This window comes from Exiguobacterium sp. s189, from assembly GCF_018617615.1.
Taxonomy (GTDB): domain Bacteria; phylum Bacillota; class Bacilli; order Exiguobacteriales; family Exiguobacteriaceae; genus Exiguobacterium; species Exiguobacterium aestuarii_A.
In genome coordinates, this window is sequence record NZ_JACSKM010000001.1 from 293,927 (window position 1) to 307,530 (window position 13,604).

16 protein-coding genes are annotated in these 13,604 nt (G+C 44.0%); 4 read left to right on the forward strand and 12 right to left on the reverse strand.

What is annotated here, in order from left to right; genetic code table 11:
* Positions 1–25 precede the first annotated feature (25 nt).
* The 5 genes from KNO99_RS01445 to KNO99_RS01465 all read right to left on the reverse strand — a co-directional run bounded on the left by KNO99_RS01445 (position 26) and on the right by KNO99_RS01465 (position 3,177).
* The gene (locus KNO99_RS01445) at positions 26–742 is read right to left on the reverse strand and encodes a hypothetical protein (protein WP_214744618.1); all 717 of its coding nucleotides are present in this window, start codon (positions 740–742) and stop codon (positions 26–28) included.
* A 7-nt stretch (positions 743–749) separates the two neighbouring features.
* Positions 750–1,268, reverse strand: coding sequence for a GNAT family N-acetyltransferase (locus tag KNO99_RS01450; RefSeq protein ID WP_214744620.1), 519 nt, complete (start codon positions 1,266–1,268; stop codon positions 750–752).
* A gap of 167 nt (positions 1,269–1,435) precedes the next feature.
* A complete protein-coding gene (locus KNO99_RS01455) occupies positions 1,436–1,864 on the reverse strand; it encodes a hypothetical protein (RefSeq protein ID WP_214744622.1) in 429 nt (142 codons plus the stop codon).
* Positions 1,864–2,280: a YwiB family protein gene (locus KNO99_RS01460; RefSeq protein WP_214694605.1), complete on the reverse strand. Its 417-nt coding sequence runs from the start codon at positions 2,278–2,280 to the stop codon at positions 1,864–1,866. Before KNO99_RS01460 ends, KNO99_RS01455 begins: the two co-directional genes overlap by 1 nt.
* A 51-nt stretch (positions 2,281–2,331) precedes the next feature.
* Positions 2,332–3,177 carry a helix-turn-helix transcriptional regulator gene (locus KNO99_RS01465; RefSeq protein WP_214744624.1) on the reverse strand — a complete coding sequence of 282 codons (846 nt, stop codon included), beginning with the start codon at positions 3,175–3,177 and terminating at the stop codon, positions 2,332–2,334.
* A 125-nt stretch (positions 3,178–3,302) separates the two neighbouring features.
* Between KNO99_RS01465 and KNO99_RS01470 the strand changes: the two genes are divergently transcribed.
* Both KNO99_RS01470 and KNO99_RS01475 read left to right on the forward strand, forming a co-directional pair.
* Positions 3,303–4,367, forward strand: coding sequence for a zinc-dependent alcohol dehydrogenase (locus KNO99_RS01470; RefSeq protein WP_214744626.1), 1,065 nt, complete (start codon positions 3,303–3,305; stop codon positions 4,365–4,367).
* Positions 4,368–4,466: 99 nt separating this feature from the next.
* Entirely contained in the window at positions 4,467–5,783 is a 1,317-nt protein-coding gene (locus KNO99_RS01475; protein ID WP_214744628.1) for an MFS transporter, read from the forward strand.
* Here the strand turns inward: KNO99_RS01475 and KNO99_RS01480 are convergent.
* The 4 genes from KNO99_RS01480 to KNO99_RS01495 all read right to left on the reverse strand — a co-directional run bounded on the left by KNO99_RS01480 (position 5,776) and on the right by KNO99_RS01495 (position 9,818).
* Positions 5,776–6,330 (reverse strand): TetR/AcrR family transcriptional regulator, encoded by a 555-nt coding sequence (locus KNO99_RS01480; RefSeq protein ID WP_214744630.1) that lies wholly within the window; start codon positions 6,328–6,330, stop codon positions 5,776–5,778. The two genes, KNO99_RS01475 and KNO99_RS01480, sit on opposite strands and share 8 nt — an antisense overlap.
* Positions 6,327–7,214, reverse strand: coding sequence for an SDR family oxidoreductase (locus tag KNO99_RS01485; RefSeq protein ID WP_214744632.1), 888 nt, complete (start codon positions 7,212–7,214; stop codon positions 6,327–6,329). Before KNO99_RS01485 ends, KNO99_RS01480 begins: the two co-directional genes overlap by 4 nt.
* Before the next feature lie 124 nt (positions 7,215–7,338).
* Positions 7,339–7,998, reverse strand: coding sequence for a Type 1 glutamine amidotransferase-like domain-containing protein (locus tag KNO99_RS01490; RefSeq protein ID WP_214744633.1), 660 nt, complete (start codon positions 7,996–7,998; stop codon positions 7,339–7,341).
* Between the two features lie 119 nt (positions 7,999–8,117).
* The gene (locus KNO99_RS01495; RefSeq protein ID WP_214744635.1) at positions 8,118–9,818 is read right to left on the reverse strand and encodes a glycoside hydrolase family 13 protein; all 1,701 of its coding nucleotides are present in this window, start codon (positions 9,816–9,818) and stop codon (positions 8,118–8,120) included.
* Positions 9,819–10,031: 213 nt separating this feature from the next.
* Between KNO99_RS01495 and KNO99_RS01500 the strand changes: the two genes are divergently transcribed.
* Complete coding sequence (locus tag KNO99_RS01500; protein WP_214744637.1) at positions 10,032–10,496, forward strand: GNAT family N-acetyltransferase; 465 nt, start codon at positions 10,032–10,034, stop codon at positions 10,494–10,496.
* 47 nt (positions 10,497–10,543) lie between these two features.
* Complete coding sequence (locus tag KNO99_RS01505; RefSeq protein ID WP_214744640.1) at positions 10,544–11,308, forward strand: MerR family transcriptional regulator; 765 nt, start codon at positions 10,544–10,546, stop codon at positions 11,306–11,308.
* A 9-nt stretch (positions 11,309–11,317) separates the two neighbouring features.
* Here KNO99_RS01505 and KNO99_RS01510 read toward each other — a convergent pair whose 3' ends face one another.
* Genes KNO99_RS01510 through KNO99_RS01520 form a run of 3 tightly spaced genes read right to left on the reverse strand, consistent with a single transcriptional unit; the run spans position 11,318 to position 13,593 of the window.
* Positions 11,318–11,977: a hypothetical protein gene (locus KNO99_RS01510; protein WP_214744642.1), complete on the reverse strand. Its 660-nt coding sequence runs from the start codon at positions 11,975–11,977 to the stop codon at positions 11,318–11,320.
* Between the two features lie 24 nt (positions 11,978–12,001).
* Positions 12,002–13,012 carry a polysaccharide deacetylase family protein gene (locus KNO99_RS01515; RefSeq protein WP_371743026.1) on the reverse strand — a complete coding sequence of 337 codons (1,011 nt, stop codon included), beginning with the start codon at positions 13,010–13,012 and terminating at the stop codon, positions 12,002–12,004.
* On the reverse strand, positions 13,009–13,593 hold the full coding sequence (locus KNO99_RS01520; protein WP_214744644.1) for a hypothetical protein: 585 nt from the start codon (positions 13,591–13,593) through the stop codon (positions 13,009–13,011). Before KNO99_RS01520 ends, KNO99_RS01515 begins: the two co-directional genes overlap by 4 nt.
* Between the last annotated feature and the right edge of the window lie 11 nt (positions 13,594–13,604).

Genomic DNA, 13,604 nt, shown 5'->3' on the forward strand with positions numbered 1-13,604 from the left:
GTCATTCATTTTTGTGAAGTTCTCGTCAGAAGTTTAGAAGATGTTTCAAGGTGAGCAATAATCCCCCATAACTGCATACGGCCAATATGAATGTGCGGAAGTGCAGATTTCGGTCGGACGGGAGTTCAAACTTCACGATATTGAGAATCATCGCACCGGCCACGAACGCAAAACAGAGCGCTTCGACGTGCGCGGGCAAGTCAATCCAGCGTGAAAAGAACCCACCGAGCAAAATCCCACCACTCAACAAATAGCGTCCTTGTCGCATATAACGTTCTCCATAGTGCCGGTTCAAGTCATGCCCGAGCGCCAAAAAGTGGACACCGAGCGCCGTCGCATAGAAGCTTCTCGCAACGAACGTCACGGAGTCCGCCGTCACCACATACGCTGAAAATGTCATGTATGCCGTGAGGAGCGTCACCTGTAGCCAATACGAAACGGCCCGATCGACCGCCTCATCTTGGAAGTGAGGGGTCCGAACGAACCGCATCGTACCGTAGAATAACGTAAACCCAATGAGACTGACGATGTAGATCTCTGAAGGTAAGGCCAGATTCAACCAATCGACGCGAAGCGTGTCCTGGCGTTTATTCAACGACGGCAAGAGATACATGAAGAAGTAGGTGATGGCGACCCCGCTCGAGAAAGAGAACCACTTCTTTGAAGGAACGGTCTCTTCCCGGAACAAATAGATACCGAAGAAGTTAATCAGCGCCAAATAGATGATGATCCAGTTCGCCATCTCATCTTCACCCTCTCAAATCAATCCAAAACCGCTCGACAATCGTCCCGTCTTCTTCCGTATACGGTGTGTCCGCCACGCCCCCATTGTTTAAAATGACTTGACGGGAAGCAACGTTTGTCCGGTTACACGTAATGAGTGCACGCTCAATGCCTAGCTCCTTCACTTTCTCAAGCGCAAGTTGTAATTGAATCGTAGCGAGTCCCCGTCCGCGCGCACTCGGTTTCACTCCATATCCGACATGCCCGCCAATCTTCAAGAGCGATTCATTCAACTCGTGACGGATGTTCGCCGCCCCGAGGAGCTCCTCTCCGTCCGTGAGCCAATACGTCGTGCTCGGAACCCAGCCTTCCTCTATGTTCTCGCGCAGCTCTTTCTGACGTAACGTGTTGACGTATGCCTCGAAGTCTGTCGTTTCTCGGTCCACCGAGGTCGGGACGATCCGCTCATCCCGTTCGTACCATTCCTCTAAAAATGCGAGAATCTGTTCTTTTTGTTCGACAGATGTCTTGATTAGTCTTAACATCACATTTCCCCCTTTATTCATTTCCATTCGCGCTCTCTAAATTGATTTCCTTGTTCCTTCATCTTAGAGAACGGACACGCCATTTAAAATAGACGTCCGGAATGAATTGTGTCCCCTTTCAACCATAAAAAAAGTGCCATCCTGTTCGGATGACACTGTCGGTATGCTTATTCTTCAAGTCCAAGACGTTGCGGCATGTGTGGAGCAAGCTGTCTCGCTTCTTCTAACCGCCCTGCTTCAACGAGCGTATGGAAATGTAAGAACTGTTCGTGCGATGCATCGCTGATGGCTGCCAAATAATCGACGTACCGATCGTAGACCGCTTTGTCTTCTGGGCGTGCCTCGATGAGTGCGATATACAGGCGAACGGTGTCCTCTCCGTAAAGGAGCGGGAACTCATCGTTCAATTGAAGCAGTTTATCGATCGAATTGACATCGACACCGTTCTCCTGATCGTAGTGCGTGATGACATGTTCGGCATGGTCCTCGAGGCGACCGCGCCACTCTTCATACTCTTCTTCGTTCGTTTCGAGCATCTCGAACCAGTCTTCATTCAACATCTCTTCAATCTTGTTTACGCGTTCTGTAAAGTTCATCAGTCTTCTCCTCCTTCAAATGTCCACGTGACATGTACTTCATATATGCCAACATCTTCTTCATTCATGGACAACTCATATACGAACGTACATGATTCTTCTGACACATCGAGGCGCGATGTCGTCGTCGCCATCGTCATCGACATGTATGGATTCTTGTATAAGCTTTGCGTGAAGCGACCTTCGATGAAGGAGTGATTCATCTCAATCGGTCCTTTACAGATCAGCGCCAATCGTTCCGGCGTATACTTGATTGTCGTCGGGACCGGTCCGTCCTCTTGTTGTTGGTCAAACATTAAAATAAAGCCAGTCTTCAATGGATAGTATAAGCCGTCAGCCGAGAGTTCGATTGCCTCTGGCATGTCACTCATCCGTGTTGTTTGCTGGACACGCACGCGAAGTGGTTCAATCGCCATGCTCATCCCCCTTTCCGTCAACTCATCGTACCATATGTGGTAGGAGTCGTTCTATCGGGGGGCCCTTTTCGTTGAAACATATTCATTAAATAACTTCTCGAAAGTAACGCGGTCATTTTCATGCTTCGGTGTATAAATTGTCAATGTTAGCCCTTCCGATTCATTTACAGAAAAGCTGTTATAAGACAAAGTAAGAGGATTTCCAAAATCAGAATAAACTACTTTTACTCCTGAAGTATTTGATTGTAAATTATAGTCTTCCCACCACTCTTGAAACTCTTTACTATCTCTTTCTAGTTCTTGGACTACTTCGTTAAAGTCTAAATTATCCGAATATTTACCAAAGTTATAGCGAAAATTCGCCAATAAATTTTTGGCAATGCCTTCCCAGTCTGCAAAACGATTGCGATAGGATTCGTTCATAAACATTCGGTAAACGTTATTGCGCTCCAAGTTACTCATTTTAGAATAGTCCCCAAATAGAGCTGACGCTTCCTCATTCCATGCAAGTGTATCAAATCTTTCATTTGTAACGTACGCTGGTAAATAGGTTAACGAATTTAATACTATCTTCAATTCTGAAGGTACGTCTTGAGTAATGTGGTCTTCTGATGGCATTTTTTGATTCGCTAACTCAAATACATATTTTCTTTCCACGTCATTTAGTTTGAACGTGTTTGCTAAACTTTCAATCACTTGAATCGACACATTGATTTCTCTACCTTGCTCTAGCCAAGTATACCAAGTCAAAGATACTCCTGAGAGTAGCGCTACTTCTTCACGTTTCAAACCTTTCACCCTTCGATTTGACATGATTGAAATATCAAATTCTTCAGCTGATGATTGTTCTCTTCTCTTTTTAAAAAATGTCCCTAATTCTTTTCTTTTATCACTCATAAATTCTCCTTATCTTCATCTCTCTCCTATTAGTTTTCATAATAGTATAATCTGACTCCTTACTTAATTAACTAGAGGTACAATACACTAACTATATCTCACCGAATAAGGAGGAAATTTCTAAAATGAAGGCAGCTGTTTTACACAAACAAGGCGAAACTTTACTTGTTCAAGACGTCTTAGAACCTAAAGTGAAACCCAAAAGTGCAAAAGTAAGAATCACTTCAACTCATGTTCTGTCATTTACAAAAGATTTATTTAGTGGTGTGATGCCAGTTTCATTACCAACCCCGTACATCCCAGGACCTAGTGCGATTGGAATTATTGAAGAAATCGGAAGTGGAAGTCATGGTCTCAGCGTAGGACAACGTGTCTTCTGTAGCCCCTATATTACGTCGAAAGAGATACTCAATCAAGAACAGTCTATTCTAAAAGGATGGTTTGGACTCACTCCTGAGTCTGAATATCTACTCGACGAATGGAAAGATGGATCATTTGCTGAATTTGCGGTATATCCAATTGAAAACATTACTCCTATCGATTCTTTAGAGCAGTATGATGACCCTACATTGTCAACAATCAATTATCTTTCAATTGCATACGAAGGACTCAAAGCAGGGAATCTACAACCTGGACAGACTGTACTAATTAGCGGTGCCACAGGGAATATGGGATCAGCCGCAGTTTTGTCTGCGCTTGCAATGGGTGCTGAAAAAATATTTGTCCTCGGAAGAAATGAAGTTGAATTAAACAATTTACAAGCCATTTCCCCACATAGAATCAGTCCAATTGTTTTAACAACCGAAGATTTATATGAAGAACAAATTACTAATGTCGCAAGTCATGTCGATCTTGTACTTGACGCTCTAGGAACCGTATTAAACCCATTGATTACGTCTGCTACAATCAAATCACTGCGCCCTCGTGGAACAATAGTCTTTATCGGAGGCGTATTCGCAGACATCCCTGTACCTTATTATGAAGTTTTGACACGCGAAATTACAATTAAAGGTTCATTTATGTATCGACCGGATACGCCTAAAGAAATCATGAATATGATTCGTGCAAACACATTGCCAATGAATCATATTAAAGCGTATGCTTTCGCCCTTGAAAATATCAATGAGGCGATTGACCGAGCAGCGCAATTGAAGTCTTTAAACTTCTCTGTAGTCACCCCGCAACAATAATTCTTATTTTGAAGATTGACTAACCACCCACACTTCTCGTTGCCCCGTGTGGGTGGTTCTTATTAATTTATTGGCTAAATTTAAGAAAGGATTTGAAACATGAACGAACACAAAACATTATCAATGAATTTTGTTTATATATTATTTCTCTTGGTCCTATTCGTTGTTATGAACTCTACCATCTTTAATGTGGCACTCCCCACTATCGGTCAGGAGCTTGATTTAGGAGCAACTTCGCTTAGTTGGATTGTAACAAGTTATACTTTAATTACTGCAATCGGATCCATAATATATGGAAAACTATCGACTTACCACTCTTTGAGAACACTATTTTTCATTGGAATTACTTTTTTTGTTTTAGGATCACTGCTTGGTGCATTCAGTCAAACACTATATTTATTAATTTTTAGTCGCATTGTCCAGTCCATCGGCGGTGCTTCTTTTATAACACTTTCTTTCATCACCGTTAGTAGTTATTTTCCGAAACATTTACAAGGAAGAGCTTTCGGTATTCTCAATGCTGGAGTTGTGTTAGGTTCTGGTGTCGGTCCACTATTAGGCGGAATCATCACTGATTTTTTAGGATGGTCTTACATTTTTGTGTTCATGGTTTTAACTTTAGCCTTCTTGCCTTTTATTCGATTAATTCCAAGCACAAGAACTTCAAATGAATCTTTTGACTTGTTCAACATTATACTTGTCACAATCACAGCGGTAATCGCCTTGTTGTCTGTTAATGTATCTTACTATTTAATAATAATTGTTCCAATTTCATGTTTAATCACTGTTAAAAATTTAAATCGTACACCCGATCCATTTATTAATGTAACTCTCTTCAAAAAGAGTGAATTCAAATTTTTGTTATTCATTGGATTCGTCTCATATTCTTCAATCGTTGCTTCATTTGTTCTCATGCCGTTCTACTTGAGAGCAATTTATCAACTACAACCTCTAGAAATCGGGATTTTCATGCTAGTTGCTGCATGTTTCAGTGCGACTGCAAGCTTGATTATAGGTAAACGAGTTCAAAGGGATTTAATTGTACCAATATTAGCTCTAGGTTCGCTGATGATGGTGTCTGGCTTTTTATTAATCGGTCTATTGCAAACTTCCTTGATTATTCTTCTTATTTTTTACATTTTGATTTATATCGGTTTTTCTTTTATCCAGGTAACCTCTCTATTTTTCATCTCGGATATTTTTAAAGAAGAAAAATCAAAAAGTGAAGCAGTTAGTATCTTTAACTTCTTTTCTTTTTTAGGTATGGCTTTCGGTCCAGCATCTTACACAAAATTATTTGCACTTCTTTCCAGCGAAAAAATTATATTCTTAATCATTGCCAGCATTTCAGCTTTGAATTTTCTGTTCATTTATATGATCATCAGTCATCAATCTGACGTAAAAAAAGTTAAATAATTGATTCAATCCAATAATCTATTTTAGTTAACATCTGAGTATGATCTTTCTCTAAATTCGTATGCACTAAGACTCCTAGCGTCATCATATCTAAAATCGGTAACAGATCACGTGTGTTAGGATACGTAGCAAGCAGTTCGGTCGAGAGAATATTCTCTTCAATAATTTGTTGTCTCATATCCTGAAATAATCGTGTATATCTTGGCTCTTGAAACGACTTGCTAATGAATAAAAAGAGAAGACCATACTCTTCTTTTTTCTCATTTGCCGTTTGAATGAGTTCATAAAAGTAAGCTTTTACATTAGCTTTCAATGATTTAGTCGAATCTAACGAGAATGGTTCGAGCGATTCGTTCAATACACTCAAAAATGTTTCTTTTAACACCTCATCCAATCCACCGAAATGATAATAAAATGATCCTTTGCTCGATTTCGCATGTTGAATGATTTGGTTAACCGAGATATTCTCAATCCCTTTGCTCGCAATAAGTTGCCTCGTACTCTCAATAATTCGTCGTTTGGTCTCGTAAGCTTTCTTGGATGTCATATAACCTCCTCATTCTCTTCTAACAGTTTGTATTGTCGAAAGAACGATTCAAGTTCTCTCTCCCCAAATTGTTCGCCTAACCCATTCGTCGACATGGACAGCACAAAGAACTTGATCAAGTCTGCTTGATGCGGCCGAAATAACGCAAGGAAGCGTGCGAATAGTAGAATCGGTTGTGATGGTAAATGAAAAACACGCTCGCTTCTACCTTGAACACGCAACGCCAGTTTGGCAATCTCATCATACGTAAACGTTTGAGGACCCCCGACGTCAAACTCTCCAACCTTATGGAGACTTTGATGTACCGTAAATGCCGCCAAGTCACTCCCGTGGATTGGATTCATCCGCGCCTGTCCATTCCCCACTAAAAAAATCCAACCTGATTTCGCCATCTTCAATACATTCGTCAAATCAGAGAAGTATCCGGTCGGTCGAATCACTACGGAAGGAATACTAGAACGCTTGAGCTCATCACAAAATTTTATTTTTGCTCGTAAAATATTCGCGTCTGTCTTTTCTCCATGTAACACGTGAATGTAAGTAAATTTTTGAACCCCACTCTGTTCCGCTTCTTCTAATAAATGTTTATTCCCCATATAGTCTACATCATAAAAGGAATGGCCATATGCATTGCGCGTTAATCCAACCGCTGAGATGACAAGATCCATCTCTTTGCATACCCCTTGTATCGACTCGCGATTCGTCACGTCCCCTTCAAAAATCTCAACTGCACTTCGATCAATTGTTGGTGCATGATAGGGTCCGATGTCATCTAATTTTGATGCATCTCGAACGAGCACCCTCACATTCAGTCCATGCCTGACTAATTCATTTACCATGTAGCGACCTAAATATCCTGTTGCCCCTGCGACAAGTACGTTCATGTCATCCTCTCCTTTCATTTTCATACCGCATAACATAACCTATTCATAATTTTAGACCATTCAGTCTATTTTAGTCAAAAAGAAGGGATAAGGCATCAGCTGAATAAACTGACGCCCTATCCAGTTAAAACTTTTTCCAATTCCCTTCCGAAATCACATCAACCTTTCCTTCATTCACACGAATCGCGGTCTCGTCGTCAATCGCATAAGCAGGTGCCTGTAACGCTTCCGCCCACTCTGCCGCATCTCGTGACGTATTCTCCGGTAGCATCTCGTGGTCGAGGTGTGGAAAGATTGAGAAGTCAACAAACCCTAACGTCTCATCGCTCTGCTCATCAGATGAACGCCATCCGACAAATGCTTCCCCGATTCGTGGGGTCATCACCATACTGCCTGCGCTCAACCCGACATACACGCCTTCCCAAGATGGGAGTAACGCCGCCACCCCAGACTGTTTCATCCAGTGATGTAAAAACAGCGGATCGCCACCATTCACTAACAGGACGTCCGCCCGTTCAAACACTGGTCTCCATACCGATTCATCGATACTCGGGAGCGCGCTCAGTTCGAGCACCCCGATTGATTTCCAACCCAATTCACACATCGGTGTCGAGAAATCTCCGTTAAAAAAGTTCCATGCGCGCTGCGTTCCCCCGTTCAACGCATAGATGGCTGTCGGGATGCAGAGTGCCGTACACTCTTCAATCGGCTTATCCAATAACTCGAGAAGTGCTTGTTTGATGCTTTCGTTCTTTATGCCTGCTGACGTCAATAACAGTTTCATCTACGTCTCCTCCTTCTTCATCTCCCTATAAGGAGTTCGCATGAGTCGCCGTTATCCCCTTTTTCCAACAAAAAAGGCCGTAGACGATTTTTCGTCCACGACCTTGGAGTCCTGAAAAATTAGCTGATTTTATACACGCGACCTTCGAACGGCTTCAAGTGAAGAAGCGTCGATTCTGCATCGCCCTCGACCGGCATGTTGCTCAAGACGACATCTTTCGCACGAAGTGTCTGGTCCATATCGAACATCGTCTCTTTCGCCGTCAAGTTCGTGACGACAAGGTACTGCGTGTTCCCGAGCGTACGCGTATACGCATAGACTTCCGGGTGATCTGGTAAGACGACATCATACGCCCCGTATACAAACGTCTCATCGTCTTTACGAAGTTGAATCATCTCTTTATAGAAGTTAAAGATGGAGTCCTCATCTTCAAGCTGTGCTTCGACGTTGATGTCTGTATAGTTCGGGTTGATGCCGACCCACGGCTTCTCTGCGAACGTGAAGCCGGCGTTCGGAGCATCACTCCACTGCATTGGAGTGCGCGTGTTGTCGCGTGACGAGTTCCACGTGATGCGCATCATCTCGTCATGACTCTTCCCTTGCTCGACACCGATATAGTAGCGATTGCGTGTCGCGATATCGTCATATTGATCGATTGAATCGAATTTGACGTTCGTCATCCCGATTTCTTGACCTTGATAGATGAATGGCGTTCCTTGCATGAGGAAGTACATCATCGCGATCGACTTCGCGCTTTCTTTCCAGTAACGCTCGTCGTCTCCCCATTTCGAGACCGTACGCGTCTGGTCATGGTTTTCGACGTAAAGGGCGTTCCATCCGTCAGCTTCAAGTCCTTTTTGCCATTTCGTCAACACGTTCTTCAAGTGGACGACATCGAGTTTCGAATCGGCGTCCTCACTCCATAGGTCCATGTGTTCGAATTGGAAGACCATGTTCATCTTCCCTTCTTTTTCACCGACCCAAAGGTGCGCATCGTCAGGCGATACGCCGTTCGCTTCACCGACCGTCATGATGTCATGCTTATTGAACGTCTCGTCACGAAGTTCTTCTAAATAATCGTGAATCCCGTCCACGTTCATGTGCATCTCGAATGACGGTACAAAGTCGAGGTCGTTCGGGTTCGGCAAGTCGGCGAACGTCGGATTCTTGCGAATATGGCTGATCGCATCGACACGGAACCCGTCAATCCCTTTTTCGAGCCACCAGTTGATCATGTCGTATACGGCTGTACGCATCTCAGCGTTTTCCCAGTTGAGGTCCGGCTGTTTTTTCGAGAAGACGTGCAAGTAGTACTGCTCCGTCGCTTCATCGAATTCCCAAGCCGAGCCACCAAAGATTGATTCCCAGTTGTTCGGCTTCGATCCGTCTGGTTTCCCGTCGCGCCAGATGTACCAGTCACGCTTCGGATTGTCTTTTGAGCTCTTCGATTCAATGAACCAAGGGTGCTCATCCGACGTATGGTTGACGACGAGGTCGAGCAACAGTTTCATACCGCGCTGATGCACTTCGTCCAATAAGCGGTCGAAGTCTTCCATCGTACCGAATTCGTCCATGATGTCTTGGTAGTCACTAATGTCATACCCGTTGTCATCGTTTGGCGATTTATACATCGGACAAATCCAGATGACGTCAATGCCGAGGTCTTTCAAATAGTCGAGTTTATCAATGATTCCTTGAATGTCTCCAATTCCGTCTCCGTTCGCGTCATAAAAACTGCGCGGGTAAATTTGATAGGCGACGGCTTCTTTCCACCAGTTGCGTTTAAGCGTTTGTGTTTGTTCTCGTTGTAAAAGTTGCATGTGATCTAGATACTCCTTATCCCAAAACTCACTGCTCATCATTTATAATTATCTTATTCGTGCTGTGAACTTTATATCTTTAGCGCAATCGTTTGCACGACGCAATAAATTTATCTTACCAAAAAACATTCGATGATACAAAGATGTTTCATCAGCATACTCAACGTGTACCCTACACGATTTTGAAAAGAAATGAAAGCGAGGTGCTCCATCATGTTTCGATTGGCTACACTTGATGATTTTTCAGCTATCGACCAATTGATCGTAAAGAAAGCGAAAGAGTTTCAGGCAGCCGGGAAGTCGCAATGGGTCAAATATTTAGAGCCGAGTCGCTCGGATTATGTGCGACACGATTTAACGAAAGGGACTGTGTTTGTGTATGAACGTGACAATCAAGTCGTCGGTGCGGTCAGTCTCATCCCACCGACCGATTGGGACCATAACCTATGGGATAACGCGGACGGTGCCGTCTACTTGCACCGACTCGTCACGGACTTGAACGTAAAAGGAAAACGCATCGGCGAGCGTCTGATGCAGTACGCCCTCTCTCACACTGCTTCGACCGTTCGATTGGATTGCGTGGCAGACAACACGTTCTTGAACGGATACTATCCACAGTTCGGCTTCCACTATATCGGAGAACGGAACGGATTTTCGTTATTTGAAAAACAGGCTTGACCTTGACGTGACGTCAACCCTTACGCTTGTGCTAAGGAGGTGAAGGGATGTATACGATTCAACAACTTGCGTCACTCGCCGGAACGACGACACGGACGCTTCGTCATTATGACGCGGTGGGGCTCCTTGTCCCCACCCGAGACGACAATGGTTACCGACGTTATACGTCAAGCGACGCCGAACGTCTACAGCTCATCTTACTGTATCGAACACTCGACGTTCCGCTCGACCAAATCGGACAACTACTCGATGCATCGACGTTTGATCGAGTCGAAGTATTGAACGAACATGTCGAGGCGTTACGACAAAAAGCCGCCTATTTCGCGCAACTCGCTGAGACGGCGGAAGCGACCCTCACCTCACTCAAAGGAGGGATTCCGATGGAAGATAAGTCATTGTTCAAAGGATTGTCTTATGAAGAGATTCAAGCACATGAGGCAAAACATCAAGACGAGGTAATTGAGCGTTGGGGAGAGAATTCCGCTTATAAAACTGCGCAAGAACGAGCTGCGAAGCGATCGAAAGCGGACTGGGAGCAAATCAACCAGATGCAACTCGATTTGATTGCACCACTCGTCGATTTGTTTCGTTCACAAGTCGCAATTGAAGATGACCGCGTTCAATCGGTCGTCAGAGACAATCATCTGTTCATCCACACTCACTTTTACGATTGCTCGCTCGACATGTTCAGCGGACTCGGACAGATGTATGTAGCGGATGAGCGATTCACCGCCTATTATGACCGCTTCGAACCAGGTCTTGCGTCGTACTATAACGAAGCCATCCAATATTATTGTATCGCCAACAGTTAAGTCCAAGCCTCAGGCTTGGACTTTAATTTGTCGTCGATCTAGTTGTACGAGATCCAGTGTTTCGATGTGTCGGCGCAACATCGGCAAGACCGTGGTCAATTGTAAATAAGGATAGGTGGCAAAATTGTCGCTTCCGCCTTTATAGATGACCGCCCGATCGAGAACGCGCCATCCTTGTGTCGTCCATTGTTCGAGCGTCGCCTCACAAAAAGAAGGCACGGATTGAATCGCCCAATAGGCTTGTAGCTGCCCTTCCGCCATCGATGGACGAACGGTGATGATCGGGCATGACAACTGGTTCAAACGACTCGACTCGATTGGACCGGTTTCATGAATCACGAGCAACTTCGGTTCAAGTCGTTCGAGCCACATGAGCGTTTTGTCATCATTCAAGGATGAGACATGGATGAGGTGATGAGGAGGAATCGGAGAATCCTGTAATGGATAACGCTCTCTCACTTCTCGAATACGCGCTTGACTCGTCCATTTCATAAATGGCGTCGCCCATCGAATATATAGATGAGTCATCCACTGTTTGAGCGACTGCGGTCGATGTTCAGTGGGACCGTCTTCTTGAATGACATGTGTCACGCCTAAATCGCGGATTGCGTGATAAATATGCTTAGACGTTTCATGCTCACTAATCAGCAGAACAATCGGTCGAACCATATAGACGACACCTCCATCCCAGGATTATCCGTGTCCTTGTCGCGAAACATGGACTTGTTGATTACAATAATCCGCAACTTCTTCCATCGACAAACTCATCCATCCGTACTCTTTCTCAAGCACTTTATAATGTTTGAGAATAGCCTCAAGTATGTTAACGTTCTGTTGAATGTTTTTTCCAAAGTTGTGGGGATGCCACCACAGATGATAAAGTTCACCTCGTTTGGCGGCTTGTGTCATGCTTTGCTTAATTCGACGAAGCTTTAAAATTTCCGCTATACGTAAAGATGGAGCGTATGGACGCAGAAAACGACTTGATGGAACGTTGTATGGGTGAGTCTGTTGGATTGAATTCCATGTAGACGTATGATGCCCTGTCAAATTGATGTACGCATCAAGCAACCGAATCGCACGTCGTAATAGACCTTCATCCCCGCGGGCATCAGGATGATAGATACGATGTTGTTCGTTACCACGATATACTTCTATCCCTAGCATGCCCGCAGCTTCATGAAATGCTCCATCCGATTGATTCCGTGGGTATACTATGCTTCGAATCGGTAAGTTATGAAGAGCTCCCACTCGTTTTGCCGCTTCAATATCGGCTTTAAACGCTTCAACGGTAACACCTTGCTCTAAACATGATAGGTGTGAGAAAGTATGAGTTCCAATGGTTTGATGAGGCGTTTTCATAATTTGATCAACTAACGATTTTCCAAAATGGTACGGATCCGTTCGCTCATTTTCTCCAATCTGTTTCAACCATTCATAAGAGGAGTACTTAGGTTTAACATAATTCGGTAGACGTGTTGGTAAATGAAGAAGTAGTTCAGCTTTCGATTCAAAAAATAGAAATCCTACCGTAGACCATGTCACGTGCATGCCGTATGTCGTAAAGAGTTCCAGTAAACGAGGCACGACTTGACGAACACCTAAGATATTCTCACCGTACTCCTCTAGCGTGACCGCATCAAACGTACCCCAGTTCAGTTCGAAGTCTAGTGAGATGACAAACGCCCCATTCATTCGATTCACTCCCTCCCTCTCCCTTCTGATTCATAAATTCCAAGTTCATCAAGTGCGCTTTTCCATGAACCAAAACGTCTTGACACTTTTGCAACGCTCGGTTTCTGAAATCGCTTTGCCCATTTTTGATATGTGATTGCATTAAATGGCTTCAAAATACGATATGCCTCAAACAACGCTTGAACCATCTCTACTTTTTCGCGCTCTGGCTGAACAGTAAAGTGTTGTTCTTCTAAACGCTCGACCGCTTTGACGGCGAGACTCCACGACCCGAAATGGGTAATAATATCGCCTAATGAAGGAACACTTCGTCCTGATGCCCAGTGCCGATATTGAGCACTTGTCAGTTTTCCTTCTTTTGCCGATGCGAGCCGAAGTGCCTGAATCATATCCTGGGACTCGTATCGTCTAACTTCTAACAGTCCAGATGCTTTCAGGGCATTTGTCCACGTTCCATAAACAGATAAAATCTCGAGAAAGGTGGGAACGTCTCGATTTTGGCTCCATCGTTGATATTGTGTCACCGTGAGAGATGGAGTCAGAGATGCTGCGGTTTGAAGCGCTTGAATGATCTCTGCTTCCGTTTTCATTTCATTTCCTC